This is a genomic window from Massilia aerilata, from assembly GCF_042656905.1.
Taxonomy (GTDB): domain Bacteria; phylum Pseudomonadota; class Gammaproteobacteria; order Burkholderiales; family Burkholderiaceae_D; genus Telluria; species Telluria aerilata.
On sequence record NZ_JBHSMZ010000010.1, the window covers coordinates 234570 to 250497 of the forward strand.

Sequence of the window (15928 nt, forward strand, 5' to 3'; positions counted from 1 at the left end):
TCCAGAAATAAGGATGCTCAACTGTACACCGATTCGCGTCCGCCGGCTGTATGGACAGGGCCGGTTCAGCGCGGCTTGTCGGTCGGGTAGGCCGGCCGGCGGCGCATTTTCTGGACGGTGCCGGCGCGGTCCAGCAGCAGCACCAGCTCGGTGTGGCGGCCGCCGCCGGCATCGGCTTCGTACAGCCAGGCTTCCATGCCGCTGTCGAAGCCGACCGTTTTGGTGGGACCAAAGGCGGCCAGCAGCTCGGCACGCGTGGTGCGGCCGGGCACGACCAGCTGGGCAAAGCGGTCCTCGGCGACGATCTTGCCAGGTTCATTCGAGCCGGTGGCGCAGCCGCCCAATGCCAGCGCCATGGCGGACATCGCGAGCAGGTGCCTCATGGCTTCACCTCCGCCGAAGGCTCATCCATGTACTCGAAGCTGACCAGGGCGTCGTCCGGCCAGCTGCGGTCCCAGATCGGCGCGTAATAGGTGCGGTCGAGCAGGACCTGGCAATCGCAGAAGGGCAGCATCTCGCGGGTCTGCTCGCCGCCGGCGTAAAGCATGCGGAAGGGCAGGATCTCGCTGCGCGCGCCGGCGCGCAGGATCACCGAAAAAATGGGGCGCTCGCTGAAGAACAGGAAGTTGCCGTCCGGGCTGTTGCAAACCTGTTCCGGCGTCGTCAGGGCATTCGAGATCCAGCCGAACAGCGGCGAACTGTTCGACACCAGGCCTGCCTCCATGCCGACCAGGCATTCCAGCCGCAAGTCGCCGAGGCGCCGCGTACCTGGCGGCAAGCCGGGCGTGATGACCTGGGCGCGCCAGGTCATGCTGGTGGTCTTGCGGTTGGCAATCACGGCGGCGTCTTCACGCAAGGCCTGCTCGTTGCGCGGCAGGGTGAAGGTATTGTCGTCGGCGACGGGAATCGGCAGGGCAAGGTGGTCGCCGAGCGCACGCAGCGTGATGCCGTGCATGTTCACGCCGGGCGTGCGTGGCAGCAGGTGGAAGCGCAAGCCGGCCTGGGGCGCCAGCGCGTGCTCGCGCTCGAAGCGTTCCATGCCGCGGATCATCTTGCGATAGGACTTGTCGACCGGATCGCGGGTCGAGGTGACCGTGACGGTTTGTGGCTTCGGTTCAGCCGAAGCCTGAGGCTGCGCCTGCTGCGCCAGGGCCATTGCTGGCCAGGCACAACAGAACAGGACAGGCAGAAGACCGCGCAGCCGCCGCATGGGTGCACCGGCTTACCAGTGACGAACGCGGCCGACGTCCATGTGGACGAATTGCGAGTCCGGGTAATAGCCGACCCCGCCGGCTTTTTGCAACATCGCGATTTTGTGCAGCTTTGCAATGTCCTGGCCCGGCACGCGGACGTCGATGGCCTTGCCTTCCATGTGCAGGCTGTGTTTCGCCACACCCGGCGTGTTCTCGTGCAGCTTCTCATTCGTTTCCGGCGAACGGTAGCCCGAAATCACGTGCAAGGTCGGATGGCTGCCGTACTGGGCGCTGATGCGGTCGAGCAGCACCAGCAGCTGCGGATCCATGGCCGAGATCTTGTTGTTGCGGTGGTCGCGCAGCAACTTGTTGATGTCCTGCAGTGCTTCCGGAATGAACTGGCCTTCCGCCCAGAAAATGCTGCGCAGGCTCTCGCCGGTGTGGGTGTTATAGAGGCGCAGGATGCGCTCGTTCGGAGGCGCCGTACCCGGAACGGTGGCGGCCCTGGCGGATTTGATGACTGCCGGTGCACCGATCACGGAAGCCAGCATGGCGGAGCTTTTGAGGAAGGAGCGTCGTTGGTTCATGAGCTTTCCCTTGTGCTGTTCGTCAAGGGGACATCATACGCCTCATGCGCAGGGGATGTAGCGGATAAGTTCCCCAAGGGGTGTCAGCCTAGAACTACAACTGTCGAAATTTTTTACATATGGAAAAATTTCACTAGAAAAAACATAAATAGGGCTCTTTGCAACATCGCCGCCGGTCTCAGCATGGCAGCCGCCATGGCCAGTGCGCACGCCAACCGCATCGTCAACGGCGGCTTCGAGCAGGGCATGAGCGGCTGGACTTTGCCTACACCCAATCGAGCGGCAGCTTCATTGCGACCGGCAAGCTGACGCGGCTAGCGTTTTTCCTGGCCACCGATGTCAACAGCGGCGCCTTCTACATCGATAAGGTTTCGCTGGAACAGACCGCCACGCGCGTCCACTGCGATTTCACGCCCGCCTCGGCGCAGCGCATGGCATGCTATGCGCCGCACGCCGCGTTCGCGCATCCGGCCACGCCGCCAGGGACGCCGCCGCGCGAGAGCATCGAGATCCGCTGCCTCCTCATCTACGACTGACAGGAACAGAGCCCATGCAGACCATCGAATTCTGGTTCGACTTCGGCAGCAACTACAGCTACCTGAGCATGATGCGCATCCAGCGCCTGGCGCAGGAAGCCGGCCTGCGGGTCGAACTGAAACCTTTCATGCTGGGCCCGATCTTCAAGACCTTGGGATGGGAGAGCTCGCCCTTCGTGCTGCAGACCATGAAGGGCAACTACGTGTGGCGCGACATGCAGCGCCAGTGCGCCAAATACGCCCTGCGCTGGCAGCGTCCCTCGGTCTTCCCGCGTAATGCGCTGCTGGCCGCGCGCGTCGCGCTGCAGGGCGAAGGCGCGCCCTGGCTGGCCGGCTTCTGCGAGCGGGTCATGCTGGCCAACTTCGCGGACGACCGCGAGATCGGCGACGAAGCCCTGATCGCCGGCATCCTCGACGGACTCGGCGCCGGCAGTGCGGCCATCATCGCCGCAGCGAAAACCGACGCCTGCAAGGCCGCGCTGCGCGCACGCAGCGCCGAAGCCCAGGCCCGCGGCATCTTCGGCGCGCCGATGTTCTTCATCGGCGACGAGATGTTCTGGGGGAACGACCGTCTCGAAGACGCCATCGCTTACGCCACAACCACGACAGGAGATAAAGCAGGTTCAGTCACGTCATGATCGGCACGAACGACATCGACAAATCCAGGCGCTTCTACGACGCCGTGCTCGGCGCGCTGGGCGCGGGCGAAGCCTTCCGCAGCCGCGCGCCTTCGGGCCACACGCGCCTGTTCCACCGGCACGAGGGCAGCACCTTCTGCGTGAGCGATCGCGCATGGCGGCGTCTCGATCGAAGAGCCGCCGGGCATGCGCGACAATGGATTCGGCCCGCTCTACCTGGCCCATGTGCGCGACCCGGACGGGAACAAGCTGTGCGCGCTCCATCGCGTCAAATCATGAAACAAGGCGGAAGCGCTGGTCCGCGCAAGCGCCCGTCGTCGTCCTCATGCTCGCCAGCGGCGTCGACCTGAACGTGTTTCGCGCCATCGTCGATGCGGTGGCGGCGCATCGATCACATCTGGATGACGTCACGGACGATTCATTTATCGGTAATTAAGGTAGTCAATTTACCTGAATATAATTCGTACCATACGCCGCCTTTGGCCATATCGACGACCCGGATTTCGTAGTCAGACGCTTCCTCTTCGGGGACATCTACCCGAAAATAGATACGCCCGTCCGGCAGCTCCTTGTAGGCAAGGTCGACCTGAAAAATATTGGGATACGCACCGCGAGTCAGCCTGATTTGCAGCCCTGAAGGAACATACGAGAGCGGGCCTGCCGGGCGGGTCAAGTAAAACTCGTGGACGCCGTACTTGTGAACCTGGATTTCCACCGATGCCGGCGGACCTTTAGTCACGGTAACCGGACTCATGGCGAAGCAATGAGCCGATACGGACGCTGCGACGACGAAAGCTGCTGTAAAAGCATGTCTCATTCGGGAGCCTCTTGATCTTGTGATTTTCACATGGTATCAAGACTCGGCTGGTACAGCTGGCTTTATTCATTGCGCCGCAGGCTCCGGCAGCCACAAATGCAGGGCCAGGATCGCCACCGGCACGATCAGCGCCACGAAGCCCACCGCCAGATAGGCAAACGCCGCCGCCCCGCAGCCCAGCGCAAACGCCAGCACCGGCCAGAAGAATTTCGCACAGCGGGCCCTGGTCGCCGCATCGGCCGCGCCGCGCAGCCGGTCGACCGTGTCGATCACCAGCTGGGTCACGTTCCCGGTCATCATCGAGGTCGGCGCCAGGTGGGTCAGCAGCAGCTTGCTGGCGGCGCTGTGCGCGCCCATCGCCGCCGCGCCGAACAGGCCGGCCGCCATCGCCAGCGCGCCGACCTGGCGGCTGACCGGCTCGGCCAGCATGCCGCAGACCATGAAGCCGATCAGCAGCACCAGCTGCAGCAGGTAGGACGGCTTGACGGCCGGCCTGCCGCGCCGTTCGCAGCTGGCCACCAGCAGCCGGGCCGCGGCCACGCCGAGGATGAAGGCGGGGAAGGCCAACAGTTTCAGTAGCGTCGGCGTCTGGCCAGGATCGGCCAGCGCCACCGCGATCAGCACGAAGTTGCCGGTGACGTGGGCGGTGAACAGGCCGAACAGGGCGGCGAAGCCGAGGGTGTCGACGTAGCCGGCCAGGAAGCCCATGCCGACGCCTTGCAGGCGTGCGAAGTCAGGCGCCGTCATGATCAGAACGCGAAGCAGCTGCAGCCGAAGGCGCCCCAGAAGCCGCCGAAATCCTGCACCGGCACGGTCGACTTGCGGGCCTTGTCGTGCTGGTGGGCGTGCACGCCGCACGGGCCGCTGCACTGGTGCGGCATCGCCACCTGCGCTTGCGGCGGCTGCGGTGCGGCGCGGCGCCAGTGGCCCGGCACCTTTTGCACCGGCGACCACTCGGGCAGCACCGGAATCGGCGGCGGCCCCAGGCTGGTGAACTCGGCCGCGCCGTAGACGATCGCGCCGCCGACCACGGTCAGCACCGATTCGAGCGCCTTGATCGCATCGATGGGCACGCTGAAGAAGTCAGCGGACAGCACCGCCAGGTCGGCCAGCATGCCGGCCTGGATGCGGCCCTTGCGGCCTTGCTCGTTCGAGAACCAGGCGCTGCCCGAGGTCCACAGATCGAGCGCGATGCTGCGCTCGAGCAGGCCATTCTCGCCATACAGCGGCAGGCCGCCGACGGTGCGTCCGCTCACCAGCCAGTACAGCGCGGTCCAGGGGTTGTAGCTGGCCACGCGGGTGGCGTCGGTGCCGGCGCCGACCGGCACGCCGGTCGCCAGCATGTGTTTCACGGGCGGCGTGGCGCGCGCGGCGTCGGCGCCGTAGCGCTCGACGAAGTACTCGCCCTGGAAGGCCATGCGATGCTGGATGGCGATGCCGCCGCCCAGCGCCTTGACGCGCTCGATGTTGTGCTGGCTGATGGTCTCGCAATGGTCGAACATCCAGTGCAGGCCGTCGAAGGGGATCTCGCGATCGACCTTCTCGAACACGCCCAGCATGCGCGTGATGGATTCGTCGTAGGTCGCATGCAGGCGGAAGGGCCAGCGGCTCGCCACCAAATGGCGCACCACCTTTTCCAGTTCGTCTTCCATGCCGGCCGCCAGTTCCGGGCGCGGTTCCAGGAAGTCTTCGAAGTCGGCCGCCGAGAACACCAGCATCTCGCCGGCGCCGTTGTGGCGGTACCAGTCGCTGCCCTGGCCCGGCGTCACCATTTTCGTCCAGCGCTGGAAGTCTTCCAGCTCCTGGCCCTTGTTCTGGGTGAAGAGGTTGTAGGCGATGCGGATCGTCAGCTGCCTTTTGCGGTCGAGCTCTTCGATGACGGCGTAATCGTCGGGATAATTCTGGAAGCCGCCGCCGGCGTCGATCGCACTGGTGATGCCGAGGCGGTTCAGCTCGCGCATGAACTGGCGCGTCGAATTCACCTGCAGGTCGTAGGGCAGCTTCGGGCCTTTCGCCAGGGTCGCGTACAGGATCATCGCGTTGGGACGGGCGATCAGCATGCCGGTCGGGTTGCCGGCGGCATCAACCTGGATCTCGCCGCCGGGCGGATTCGGCGTGTCCTTCGTGTAGCCGACGGCGCGCAGGGCGGCGCGGTTCAGCAGGGCGCGGTCGTAGAGGTGCAGGACGAAGACCGGCGTGTCCGGCGCGGCGGCGTTGATCTCGTCCAGGGTCGGCATGCGGCGCTCGGCAAACTGGAACTCGCTCCAGCCGCCCACCACACGCACCCACTGCGGATGCGGGGTGCGGTCGGCCTGCTCCTTCAGCATGCGCAGGGCGTCGGCCAGGGAGGGCACGCCTTCCCAGCGCAGCTCGAGGTTGTAGTTCAAGCCGCCGCGGATCAGGTGCAGGTGGGAGTCGTTCAGGCCCGGGATCACGGTGCGGCCGTTCAGGTCGACGACCTGGCTGCCGGCGTCGCGGTGGCGCATCACTTCGTCGACGCTGCCGACGGCGAGGAAGCGGCCGTCGCGGATGGCGACCGCGCTGGCGTCGGGCTGCTCGCGGTCGAGCGTCGCGAACTTGCCGTTGATGAGGATGAGCGTTGGCGACTTGGCCGCGGTCGATGATGCCTGCATGTCGGACTCCCTGTTTTTGAAGATGGTATCAGCGAACCGGGGCAGGCACCGGCGCCAGCACCTCGTTATGGCCCTGGTTGCGCGCCGCGGCCTTGTGGACCATCGTGCAGGCGTAGTCGACGCCCATGCCGTAGGCGCCCGAGTGTTCGGTGACGATCTTCATCACGGCCTTGGCCATGCCGACCACGTTGTTCTTCATGGTCTGGCGGTCGATCGACTGCACGCCGAAGGCCATCTGCGGCTGGTGGTCGATGATGATCAGCTGCGAGTTCTGCGGGGTCAGGACTTCCAGTTTCGGGTTGTTCATGATGTGCTCCTTCAGTTTGGGTCCAGCAGGCCATGGAAAAAATTCGTCGATCCCTTCGAAGCTTCATCCTGCTGTGTGTTTCGCTGCGATGGAAGCATTATGCGATGCCGGATTGGCAATGAAAAACGGATTATTTGCGCATGTTTCATCGAAATTTTCGAATGCTCACCGGCTGGCCATGATCCGTGCGGGCGGCGCTGCGGCTTAGAATGGGCGCCCCGGACTCCAGGAGGTAGCGCATGCGCCCGTCCATGCTTCTGGCCCTGCTGCTGGCCATGCCGATGCCGGTCCCGCCGGCCGCGGCGCAAAGTGCCGTCGACATCCCCATCCCCGACATCCCTTATACGAAATTCGTGCTGAAGAACGGCCTGACCGTACTTGTGCATGAGGATCACAAATCGCCGGTGGTGGCCGTCAACACCTGGTACCACGTCGGCTCCAAGAACGAGAAACCGGGCAAGACCGGCTTCGCCCACCTGTTCGAGCACCTGATGTTTTCGGGCAGCGCCAACTTCGACAAGACCTTTCTCTCCGCTTTGGAAGGCATCGGCGCGAGCGACCTGAATGGCACCACCAACAAGGACCGCACCAACTACTTCGAGACCGTGCCGGCCTCGATGCTGGACTACGCGCTGTTTGCCGAAAGCGACCGCATGGGGCATTTATTAGGTGCGCTGGACCAGAAGAAGCTGGACCTGCAGCGCGGCGTGGTGCAGAACGAGAAGCGCCAGCGCGAGAACCAGCCCTATGGCGTGGTCGAGCAGATCGTCACCGGGAACACCTGGCCGGCGAACCATCCGTATTCCTGGACCACGATCGGCGCGATGGAAGACCTCGACGCCGCCTCGATGAAGGACGTGACCGACTGGTTCCGCGGGAACTACGGCCCGGGCAATGTGGTGCTGGTGCTGGCCGGCGACCTCACGCCCGCGCAGGCGCGCGAGAAGGTCGAGAAGTACTACGGCGACATCCCGCCCGGCCCGCCGGTGGCCAGGCAGCGGGCATGGATCGCCAAGCGCAGCGGCACCCACCGCGGCAGCGTGCAGGACCGCGTGCCGCAGACGCGGATTTATCGCGTGTGGAACGTGCCGGGCGCCGACACGCCGGAAGAAGCGCTGCTCGACCTCGCGGCCCATGTACTGGGCGGCAGCAAGACCTCGCGCCTCTACCAGCGCCTGGTGGTGAAGGAGCAGCTGGCCACCTCCGCGTTTTCCAGCGACGACTCGAGCGAGATCGCCGGCCAGTTCGGCGTCAACCTCACCGCCCGTCCCGGCGCCGACGCCGCGCGCATGGAACGCATCGCCGATGAAGAGCTGCGCGTCCTGATGAAGACCGGGCCGCGCGAGGACGAGCTGCGCCGAGCGAAGACGGCGATCCTGGCGCAGTACGCGCGCGTCGTCGAACGCGTCGGCGGCTTCGGCGGCAAGAGCGACATGCTGGCGCGCTGCATGACGTTTACCGCTGACCCGGACTGCTACAAGACCTACCTGAAGCGCATCCAGGCCGCCACGCCGGCCATGGTGAAGCAGGCCATGCTCGCCTGGCTCGGCGACGGCGACTATGTGCTGCAGGTCGATCCCTTCCCGGCCGGCCTCGCGCCAACGCTCACCACGCTGGACCGCAGCAAGGGGCCGCCGCCCGGCCATCCCGAAAAGCTGCACCTGCCGCCCATGCAGTCGGCGCAGCTGTCGAACGGGCTGAAGGTGGTGCTGGCCGAGCGCCACGCTGCGCCGGTCGTGAACCTGTCGATGATGATCGATGCCGGCTTCGCCTCCGATTCGCACGCGCTGCCCGGCCTGGCCAGCCTGACGCTGCGCATGCTGGAAGAGGGCACGCGCACGCGGTCGTCGCTGCAGATCGGCACCGAACTGGAAGCGCTGGGCGCCTCCTTCGGCGCCGCGACCAACCTGGACGGCGCCTTCGTCAACATGAACGTGCTGGCGCCGACCCTGCCGCGCGCGCTGGGCCTGTACGCCGAGCTGGTACTGGACCCATCCTTCCCGCAGGCGGATTTCGAGCGCCTGCAGCGCGACCGCATCGCCGCCATCGCCCGGGAAAAGACGGTGCCGCGGGCGATGGCGCTGCGCGTGCTGCCGGGGCTCCTCTACGGCAAGGACCACGCCTACGGCCTGCCGCTGAGCGGCACCGGCACCGAGGCCGCGGTGGCGCGCATGACACGGGCCGACCTGGTGCGCTACCACCAGGCCTGGTTCAAGCCGGGCAACGCGACCCTGCTGGTGGTGGGCGACACCAGCATGGCGGCCTTGAAACCCCTGCTGGAAAAGGCCTTCGCCGGCTGGCGGCAGGGCGCGGCGCCGTCGAAAAACGTGGCGCAGGTGGCGCAGCCGGACAAGACCGTCATCTACCTGATCGACCGCCCGGGCGCGCTGCAGAGCGACATCGTGGGCGCCCAACTGGCGCCGCCGCGCAACACGCCGGATGCGGTGGCGCTGAACCTGCTGAACGACGTCTTCGGCGGCACCTTCAGCTCGCGCCTGAACATGAAGCTGCGCGAAGACAAGCACTGGTCCTACGGCGCCGGTTCCTCGCTGGTGGCGGCAAGGGGACAGCGCATCCTGTTCAGCGGTTCGCCGGTGCAGACCGACCAGACCGCGCCGGCCCTGCGCGAGCTGGTGCGCGAATATGCCGACATCGCCAGCGCGCGCCCGATCACCCAGCTTGAACTGAAGGCGGCCCAGGACAACGAGACCCTCGGCCTGCCGGGCGCCTTCGAGACCATCGCCCAGCTCAGCAACGGCTACGCCACCATCCTGCAGTACGGCCTGCCCGAGGACTATTACGACACTTACACGGACAAGGTGCTGGGCCTGGGCGCGGCCGCGCTGAACGCGCTGGCGGCGCGGACGATGCTGCCGAAGCAGCAGCTATGGATCGTGGTGGGCGACATGAGAAAGGTCGAGGCCGATGTGCGGGGCCTGGGCCTCGGCGAGGTACGCAAGATCGATGCCGATGGAAATTTGCTGCCCTGAGCGGCCGCGTTTGCAAACAGATGTAACCGGACTGCGTGCGCTGCCTCACGGAAGATGATTTTTTGTTACGGTTTGGCACAATTGGCAATCGTGCGCGGGGTTTTGGGCGTGTAGGATACGTCCATACACTTTGTTTATTTAATAACAACAGGAGCCCACCATGAAGACCACGACCATTTCTCTCTCGAGCATCGTTCTTGCTGCTGCCGTGCTGATGACCGGCTGCCACAAGGCCGAAACGACCACTACCGACGGCATGGGGCCGGCCCAGGCCGCGGGCAAGGCCGTCGACGATGCGGGCGCCAACGCCGCCGCGACGACCCGTGAAGCCGCCGCCAATGCCAACGCCGCCGCCGACCGCGCCGGCGAGAAAATCGACGCCGCCACCGACCGCGCCGCCGTGAAAGTCGACGCCGCTGCCGATCGCGCCGCCGCCAACATGCACGAAGCCGGCGCCGAAGTGCGCCAGGAATCGAAGGAAGCCGCTGCGAACGTGAAGGAAGGCGCGAAGGATGCGACCGCCGCAACCGGCCGCGCGCTGGAGCGTACTGGCGAGAAGATGCAGAACGCTTCGAAATAATTCGTTAGCGTAAGCAAACGTTGTTTGCTTGAAGACCGTCGTTCCCGCGCAGGCGGGGCCCCAAGTTTTGCGCGTACCACTGACGTCAATCGCTAGTGGTATTCGACGAGCTTGGGTTCCCGCCTTCGCGGGAACGACGTTTTACGAAGCCTTCTCCCGCTTCTTCTTCATCTCCTCCTGCCACTCGTGGTAGCGCTCGACATGCTGCTCCCTGCGCAGGAGCTTCGAATGCGGATCCAGCGTATAAGCCATTCCTTCCGCCAGCGCAATACTGCCGCGACCATCCGTCATCGGCACGCTCACCACGCGATCCCCGACCTTCACCTCCACCGGCATCGGGAAGGGCGTGTTCTTTTCCGTCTTCCACGCCAGCTGCAGCGAAGAACCGCTGCGCGTCGCCTGCAGTTCCGGCAACGCCTTCTGGTACAGGTAAGCCTGGAAGAACCAGTCCAGGTCGCGGCCGCTCACGCGCTTGACGATGGCCATGAATTCCGGTGTCGTGCCGTAGCGCGGCGCGAAGTTGCCGGGGCGCGGGTCGGGCGTGCCGTAGACTTCTTCGCGCACAGCGCGGAAGAAGGCTTCGTCGCCGATCAGGTTGCGCAAGGTGTGCATGACCAGCGCGCCCTTGTTGTAGATGTCCTGGCCGGGGCCGCCGCGTTTGGTGTCGTAGACGTCTTCTTCCAGGCGCGGCTTGCCGGACACCATCGGCGCCTTGTTCTCGATCAGGCCGCGCTGGCGCATCAGCCAGGCGAAATATTCGAGGTCGCCGCGCAGGCTCTGCATGTACAGCGGCTGCATGTAGCTGCCGAGTCCCTCGTGCAGCCACATGTCGTCCCAGGTGGCGTTGGTCAGCTGGTTGCCGAACCATTCGTGGGCGAATTCGTGCTGCAGCAGCTCGTCGTAGCCGTAGGCCGTCTTCGCGTATTTGTTGCCGTAGGCATTGATGGTCTGGTGCTCCATGCCCAGGTGCGGGGTCTCGACCACGCCCATCTTTTCGTCGCCGAAGGGGTAGGGACCGATCGTGCTCTCGAAGAAGTCCAGCATGGGCGTGAACTCGGCAAACAGTTCCTTTGCGCCTTTTTCGTTTTGCGGCAGGTACCACATGCGCAGCGGAATGACATTGCCGTAGCGGCTGCGGTATTCGCCGGACAGCAGCTGGTAGGGCCCGACATTGACCGAGATGCCGTAGGTGCTCGGGTTCTTCGTGCGCCAGTGATACGTGCGCCAGCCATCCTTTTCGTCCATGCCCATGGCGATGCCGTTGCCGGCCGCCACCAGCGGGGCCGGCACGGTGATGTGTTCGTCGACGAGTTTCGCTTTCCCGGTCGGGTGGTCGATGCAGGGCCAGAACAGGTCACAGCCTTCGCCCTGCACGGCACTGGCCACCCAGGGCTGGCCGTCCGGCGTCCGCGACCAGACGAAACCGCCGTCCCAGGGCGCCTTCTTGGCCACGTGGGGCTTGCCGTGGTACTGCACGCGCACGGCGACCTGCTTGCCGGGTTCCAGCGGATGGGGCAAATCGATGGTCAGCTTGCCTTCCGGATTGCGCCAGCCGGTGGCGGGCAGCGGCTGGCCGTCGACGGCGATGGCGTCGATCGGCAGGTTGCGGTCGAGGTCGAGCTCGATGCTGGACAGCTGCGCACGGGTGCCGAAGGTCAGCGTGACGTCGCCGGCGATGCTGCGGGTAGCGGGCTCGATGCGCAGCTTGAGGTCGGCCTTGTCGAATTCGAGGGCTTGCTGGGCTTCGCTGCGGGCGGCGCCGGAGCCGGTGCTGTAATCGGTGAGAGGAGGCTGGGTGGTGCTGCAAGCCGCCAGCAGCGCGCTGGCGCCGGCGATGGCGATTTTCTTCATGGTGTGCGGCGTTTGCCGTCTCTATTGTTGATCCCGGGGCAATTTATCACAGAGACTCTGGCCGGTCTGTATTAACGGCGGGCGCAGCGCGCGCCGCTTGCCGCGCGTCTGGTGAATACTTTGGTCAAGGAGGAATCAATGGACAAGAACCTGAATATCGACATCGGCCGTACTGCCCTGGTGCAGATCGACCTGCAGAACTTCAATGTACAAAGGGAATTGGCCCCGCATCCGGCCGAGCGGGTGGTCGGCAATTGCGTGCTGCTGGCCAGCGAAATGCGCGACCGCGGCGGCATGGTGATTTTCGTGCGCGTGCAGCTGGACGAGCTGCGCTTGCCGCCCGCCGACAACCCGATGTTCAAGCCCGGCACGCCGGCCCCGCCGCCGGAAGCATCGCACATGGCGGCGTCGGCCCAGGTGCAGGCCCAGGACCACGTGGTGACCAAGCGGACGTGGGGCGCCTTCTACGGCACCGAGCTCGACCAGCTGCTGCGCCGGCGCGGCATCAAGACCATCATCATGGCGGGCATCGCCACCAACTACGGCGTCGAGTCGACCGCGCGCGCGGCCTTCGACCGTGGCTACGAACTGGTCTTTGCTGAAGATGCGATGAGCAGCGGCAGCGGCAGCGGCGACGCGCACAAGAACTGCTGCGAGAACGTGTTCCGCAACATGGGGCGCGTCAGGTCGACGCGCGCTCTGATCGACGCGTTGCAAGCAGGCACCGGCGACGCCTGAGCCTGAGCGCCTGCAACGGCCTCATGGCGGCGTTGCACCGGCTCGCCGTACTAGCGTACTGTCTTCGCCGATGCGCCTTGCCCTGAGCCCGTTGCAGGCGCTCAGAAATGCGCAGTGTTAACGGCGGGCAGCCGGCGCCTGGCCGTTCTGCGCGCGGGCGTTGGCGTCCGCCTGAGCCTGGGCATTCGCCCGAGCCTGCGCCTGGGCCTGCTCGCGCTCCTGCTTCTTGGACATGTGGTGGCCCACGGCGCAGCCGACGGCCGCACCGAGCACGTGGTGCTTGCCGAGGAAGTGGCCGCCGACGGCGCCCGCGGCCGCCCCTTTCAGGCAGCTGGGCTTGGCGTAGGCGACGCCGGTCGAGGCCAGCGAGAGGACGAGGGATGCAGCAATCAGTTTGGCGTTCATGACAGGACTCCATTAGTAGATCGATGTGGCTAGCCTAGGCCTGGTGGTCCCAGCCGACTGTACGCCACCCAACGAAAACAACGATCCCGGCCCCACTCCGGTTGACGAAGAGCAGTTTCCAAAAACCGGGGTCAGACCCCGATTTTTGGAAATATCTACTGAGCAGTTGCCAAAATTCGGGGTCTGACCCCGGTTTGAGGAAGATTAAGAGCCGCGGGCGATGTCGGCCGTGATTTCGTAGGAGCGCAGGCGGGCGGCGTGGTCGAAGATCTGCGAGGTGACCATCAGTTCGTCCGCGCCGGTGCGTTCGATGAAGGCTTTCAGCTGGGCCGAGACGGTGGCGGGCGAGCCGATGGCCGAGCACGACAGGACCGAGTCCAGCATGGACCGTTCCGGCGGGCTCAGCAGATCGAGGTAGCCCTCGACCGGCGGCTTGAGCTTGGTCGGGCGGCCGCTGCGCAGGTTGATGAAGGCCTGCTGCATCGAGGTCGCGCGGAAGTGCGCTTCGGCATCGGTGTCGGCCGCGAACACGTTAAAGCCGAGCATCACGTAAGGTTTGTCGAGCTGGGCCGAGGGACGGAAGGTGGCGCGGTAGAGCTCGATCGCCTGCAGCATCATCTGCGGCGCGAAGTGCGAGGCGAAGGCGTACGGCAGGCCGAGCGCGGCCGCCAGCTGGGCGCCGAACAGGCTGGAGCCGAGGATCCAGACCGGCACGTCGAGGCCAGCGCCGGGCACCGCGCGTACTTGCCTGCGCGGCGAATCGGCAAAGTAATCCATCAGCTCCACCACGTCCTGCGGGAACTCGTCGGCATCGGAGGCCAGGTTGCGGCGCAGCGCGCGCGCGGTCGTGTGGTCCGAGCCGGGCGCGCGGCCCAGGCCGAGGTCGATGCGGCCCGGGAACAGCGAGGCGAGCGTGCCGAACTGTTCGGCAATGACCAGTGGTGAGTGGTTCGGCAGCATGATGCCGCCGGCGCCGATGCGGATCGTCGAGGTACCGTTGGCAACATGGCACATCAGGACGGACGTCGCCGCACTGGCGATGCCCGGCATGCCGTGGTGTTCGGCCAGCCAGAAGCGATTGTAGCCCCAGCGCTCGCCATGCTGGGCAAGGTCGAGCGAGTTGCGGAAGGAATCGGAAGCGGTGCCGCCCTCAACGATGGGGGCGAGGTCGAGTATCGAGAGAGGAATCATGGGGCCATGATACGCCGATCGTTTTTTTCTCGCAGACGGCGCCCCGCTTGACCCCGCCTGGGCGCCTGCCTATGATGCATTGCTTCACCCCGCAAGCGAACGCCTCATGATCCGATCCGCCTTTCGTCCTCCCATCCGTTCCCTGATTGCCGCCGCCTGTGTTGCCATGCTGGCCACAGGCTGCGTCCACGGCCGCCTCGACGCGCCCGCCACCCCGCAAGGCCGGCTGGACGCCGCGCGCCTGCCGCAAATCGACGCCGCCGTCCAGGAAGCCATCGCCGCGCACAAGCTGCCGGGCGCCGTGGTGCACGTCGAGCATGAGGGCGCCGTCTACGAGCAGGCGTATGGCAAGCTCAGCTATGAGCCCGATGCGCGCGCCGTCCATACCGGCACCCTGTTCGACGCGGCTTCCCTGTCCAAGGTCTTGTCGACCGCGCCCTCGGTCCTGAAGCTGGCGGAAGAGGGCAGGATCGCGCTCGACGCCAGGCTGACGGATTACTTCCCGGAATGCGCGAACGGCGGCAAGGAGACGATCACGATCCGCCACCTGCTGACCCACAGCTCGGGCCTGCCTGCCGGTCTGCCGGCCAAACCCACCTGGCACGGCGATGCCGCCGCCCATGCGCTGGCCTGCAGCCAGGTGGTGACGCATCCGCCCGGCACTTTCTTCCGTTATTCGGACATCAACTACATCCTGCTGGGCCAACTGGTGCACAAGGTGTCCGGCATGCCGCTGGACGAATTCGCGCGCACCCGCATCTTCGAGCCGCTCAGGATGCGCGATACCGGCTACCTGCCGCTGCGCCGCCCGGGCAGCGACGCCGCCCTGATCGCCCCGACCCAGAAGGGCCGCGAAGGCGAGGGCTCGGCCCACGGCGACCTGGCGCCCGGCCAGTTGCTGCAGGGCGTGGTGCACGATCCGACCGCGCGCCGCATGGACGGGGTGGCCGGCTCGGCCGGCGTGTTCACCACCGCCCATGACATCGCCCGCTATGCGCGCATGTTGCTGAACAATGGCGAGCTGGACGGCGTGCGCATCCTCAGTCCGGAAAGCGTGCGCCTGCTGACGACCGTGCAGTCCCCGGGCGGCATCGAGGCCTTGCGCGGCCTGGGCATGGACATCAATTCGCCATATGCCGTGCGCCCGCGCGGCGCCGTGTTCCCGGTAGGCAGCTATGGCCATACGGGCTTTACCGGCTGCGTGCTGTGGATCGATCCGGGTTCGCGCAGTTTCTACGTGCTGCTGTCGAACCGGGTCTATCCTGACGACAAGAGCAATGTGCTGGAGCTGTACACCAGGCTGGGCACGCTGGCCGCCGAAAGCGCCGGGGTGGCGAAGCCGCCCGGCTCACCGGCCGTGGCCGCTACGCACTGATCAGGACGCCGGCTTGCCCGGCGTTTTTCTTGTCATATTTTGCCGCACGGCTAACGCGCGCACCCTTTGCCATGAGGGCCTTACACT

At 65.7% G+C, this 15928-nt stretch carries 16 protein-coding genes; 6 read left to right on the forward strand and 10 right to left on the reverse strand.

Annotated elements, in window-relative coordinates:
• Nucleotides 1–65 precede the first annotated feature (65 nt).
• From ACFPO9_RS15605 to mepK, 3 genes are all read right to left on the reverse strand, one after another.
• A complete protein-coding gene (locus ACFPO9_RS15605; RefSeq protein ID WP_379772036.1) occupies nt 66–383 on the reverse strand; it encodes a hypothetical protein in 318 nt (105 codons plus the stop codon).
• The gene (locus ACFPO9_RS15610; RefSeq protein WP_379772037.1) at nt 380–1156 is read right to left on the reverse strand and encodes a hypothetical protein; all 777 of its coding nucleotides are present in this window, start codon (nt 1154–1156) and stop codon (nt 380–382) included. Before ACFPO9_RS15610 ends, ACFPO9_RS15605 begins: the two co-directional genes overlap by 4 nt.
• A gap of 66 nt (nt 1157–1222) precedes the next feature.
• Nucleotides 1223–1780 carry a peptidoglycan L,D-endopeptidase MepK gene (gene mepK, locus ACFPO9_RS15615; protein WP_379772038.1) on the reverse strand — a complete coding sequence of 186 codons (558 nt, stop codon included), beginning with the start codon at nt 1778–1780 and terminating at the stop codon, nt 1223–1225.
• A 158-nt stretch (nt 1781–1938) separates the two neighbouring features.
• Here mepK and ACFPO9_RS15620 point away from each other — a divergent pair, with 158 nt between their 5' ends.
• Together ACFPO9_RS15620 and ACFPO9_RS15625 are read left to right on the forward strand one after the other, a co-directional pair.
• On the forward strand, nt 1939–2316 hold the full coding sequence (locus ACFPO9_RS15620) for a hypothetical protein (RefSeq protein ID WP_379772039.1): 378 nt from the start codon (nt 1939–1941) through the stop codon (nt 2314–2316).
• 14 nt (nt 2317–2330) lie between these two features.
• On the forward strand, nt 2331–2954 hold the full coding sequence (locus tag ACFPO9_RS15625) for a 2-hydroxychromene-2-carboxylate isomerase (protein WP_379772040.1): 624 nt from the start codon (nt 2331–2333) through the stop codon (nt 2952–2954).
• A gap of 418 nt (nt 2955–3372) precedes the next feature.
• On the opposite strand, the gene ACFPO9_RS15630 is transcribed toward ACFPO9_RS15625, so the two are convergent.
• The 4 genes from ACFPO9_RS15630 to ACFPO9_RS15645 all read right to left on the reverse strand — a co-directional run bounded on the left by ACFPO9_RS15630 (nt 3373) and on the right by ACFPO9_RS15645 (nt 6711).
• On the reverse strand, nt 3373–3771 hold the full coding sequence (locus ACFPO9_RS15630) for a hypothetical protein (RefSeq protein WP_379772041.1): 399 nt from the start codon (nt 3769–3771) through the stop codon (nt 3373–3375).
• Nucleotides 3772–3837: 66 nt separating this feature from the next.
• Nucleotides 3838–4518: a YoaK family protein gene (locus tag ACFPO9_RS15635; protein ID WP_379772042.1), complete on the reverse strand. Its 681-nt coding sequence runs from the start codon at nt 4516–4518 to the stop codon at nt 3838–3840.
• A 2-nt stretch (nt 4519–4520) separates the two neighbouring features.
• Nucleotides 4521–6404: an amidohydrolase gene (locus ACFPO9_RS15640; protein ID WP_379772043.1), complete on the reverse strand. Its 1884-nt coding sequence runs from the start codon at nt 6402–6404 to the stop codon at nt 4521–4523.
• A 28-nt stretch (nt 6405–6432) separates the two neighbouring features.
• Nucleotides 6433–6711 carry a cysteine hydrolase family protein gene (locus ACFPO9_RS15645; RefSeq protein WP_379772044.1) on the reverse strand — a complete coding sequence of 93 codons (279 nt, stop codon included), beginning with the start codon at nt 6709–6711 and terminating at the stop codon, nt 6433–6435.
• Between the two features lie 239 nt (nt 6712–6950).
• On the opposite strand from ACFPO9_RS15645, the gene ACFPO9_RS15650 reads away from it, so the two are divergent.
• Complete coding sequence (locus tag ACFPO9_RS15650) at nt 6951–9701, forward strand: M16 family metallopeptidase (RefSeq protein ID WP_379772045.1); 2751 nt, start codon at nt 6951–6953, stop codon at nt 9699–9701.
• Between the two features lie 160 nt (nt 9702–9861).
• Entirely contained in the window at nt 9862–10281 is a 420-nt protein-coding gene (locus tag ACFPO9_RS15655) for a hypothetical protein (RefSeq protein ID WP_379772046.1), read from the forward strand.
• Between the two features lie 141 nt (nt 10282–10422).
• Here ACFPO9_RS15655 and ACFPO9_RS15660 read toward each other — a convergent pair whose 3' ends face one another.
• Nucleotides 10423–12132: a M1 family metallopeptidase gene (locus ACFPO9_RS15660; protein WP_379772047.1), complete on the reverse strand. Its 1710-nt coding sequence runs from the start codon at nt 12130–12132 to the stop codon at nt 10423–10425.
• Nucleotides 12133–12270: 138 nt separating this feature from the next.
• Here ACFPO9_RS15660 and ACFPO9_RS15665 point away from each other — a divergent pair, with 138 nt between their 5' ends.
• Nucleotides 12271–12870: an isochorismatase family protein gene (locus ACFPO9_RS15665; protein ID WP_379772048.1), complete on the forward strand. Its 600-nt coding sequence runs from the start codon at nt 12271–12273 to the stop codon at nt 12868–12870.
• Between the two features lie 117 nt (nt 12871–12987).
• On the opposite strand, the gene ACFPO9_RS15670 is transcribed toward ACFPO9_RS15665, so the two are convergent.
• Together ACFPO9_RS15670 and ACFPO9_RS15675 are read right to left on the reverse strand one after the other, a co-directional pair.
• The gene (locus tag ACFPO9_RS15670) at nt 12988–13275 is read right to left on the reverse strand and encodes a hypothetical protein (protein ID WP_379772049.1); all 288 of its coding nucleotides are present in this window, start codon (nt 13273–13275) and stop codon (nt 12988–12990) included.
• A gap of 204 nt (nt 13276–13479) precedes the next feature.
• Nucleotides 13480–14466 (reverse strand): LLM class flavin-dependent oxidoreductase, encoded by a 987-nt coding sequence (locus tag ACFPO9_RS15675; RefSeq protein ID WP_379772050.1) that lies wholly within the window; start codon nt 14464–14466, stop codon nt 13480–13482.
• Nucleotides 14467–14572: 106 nt separating this feature from the next.
• On the opposite strand from ACFPO9_RS15675, the gene ACFPO9_RS15680 reads away from it, so the two are divergent.
• Complete coding sequence (locus ACFPO9_RS15680) at nt 14573–15841, forward strand: serine hydrolase domain-containing protein (RefSeq protein ID WP_379772051.1); 1269 nt, start codon at nt 14573–14575, stop codon at nt 15839–15841.
• Nucleotides 15842–15928 lie beyond the last annotated feature (87 nt).